The organism is Vibrio sp. Vb0349 (assembly GCF_033338975.1).
In genome coordinates, this window is the sequence record NZ_JAWOTS010000265.1 from 1 (window position 1) to 1277 (window position 1277).

At 43.6% G+C, this 1277-nt stretch carries 2 protein-coding genes; both read left to right on the forward strand.

Features of this window, described 5'->3' with window-relative positions:
* A partial coding sequence (locus R7Q47_RS25075; RefSeq protein WP_318090021.1) for a type II secretion system F family protein occupies window positions 1-715 on the forward strand: 715 nt, incomplete at its 5' end.
* A gap of 3 nt (window positions 716-718) precedes the next feature.
* A complete protein-coding gene (locus tag R7Q47_RS25080; protein WP_318090023.1) occupies window positions 719-1180 on the forward strand; it encodes an MSHA biogenesis protein MshF in 462 nt (153 codons plus the stop codon).
* Window positions 1181-1277 lie beyond the last annotated feature (97 nt).

A 1277-nucleotide genomic window follows, 5' to 3' on the forward strand; every position in this document is an offset into this window, starting at 1 on the left:
GATGCGCTACCCGACGTTCGTTATCGTATTTATTACCGTCGCCATGTTCATTCTGAACATTCTGGTTATCCCCGAGTTTGCATCGATGTTTACTCGTTTTGGGGTTGAGTTGCCGCTTCCAACTCGGATCTTGATTGCGACGTCCAACTTCTTTGTTCACTACTGGGGATTGCTCATTGCCGCTATGGTCGGTGCATTCTTTGTGTTCAAAGCTTGGGTTGCGACAGCAGGTGGGCGGGAGAAGTTTGATAAATTTCGCCTCCGCTTACCAATCGTTGGCGATATCGTAAATCGCGCTCAATTGTCGCGCTTTGCTCGAACATTCTCGTTGATGTTGAAATCAGGTGTGCCGCTCAACCAATCTTTGGCACTTGCTGGTGAAGCATTGGGTAACCGCTTTTTAGAAAATCGAATTTTAGAGATGAAAGCAGCCATCGAAGCGGGTAGCACCATTTCTGTTACTGCCATCAACAGCAATATTTTTACGCCATTAGTTATTCAAATGATTGCAGTTGGTGAAGAAACGGGTCGTATTGATGAACTTTTGCTCGAAGTCTCAGATTTTTATGATCGAGAAGTGGATTATGACCTTAAAACACTGACGGCAAGAATAGAACCATTACTTTTGGTCATTGTCGCTGGGATGGTGATGGTGCTTGCATTGGGTATTTTCTTACCAATGTGGGGGATGCTGGACATCATCAAAGGCGGCTAATGCGTGGTTGAGAATCAAAGCCGAGCAACGCTCATTATGTTTGGCTTAGTTGCAGTCATCATCGTGGTTGGAATGGCGATTAAATTGCAGCCAGTCACTGAAGAAGCACAAGCGACAGGTGCAAAACTCGCAAAGGTTTGGATGCTAGACAGTGTTCAGCGTTATCACCAAGCGTGGTTAGTGCAAGGTGAGCCCAATCATATGGAAATGGATGGTTTTCAACTCACCATGACTGAAGGGGGATTGGTGTCGCCGTTCACACAACAAGGCGTACTCGATTGCGGATATTGGTTAGCTGTTCATTACCCGCAACGTAAGATTATGGCTAGTGAGTTATTAGATATTAGCGGAACAATCAAAAGTAATCGTTATATCTGCAACTATACTTACGAAAGTGGCCAAACAATTGTAATTATGTCTACCGCTAATCGACTGATAATAGACGTCGAAATGTCGGCGGAGTGAATTTTTTGACACTTAAGTACTATAAATGGGAATGAAAGTCGGTATAATGCAAACATTACCATAAGCCTAAGGTTGTAATAAAAGGTAAACCATAAAA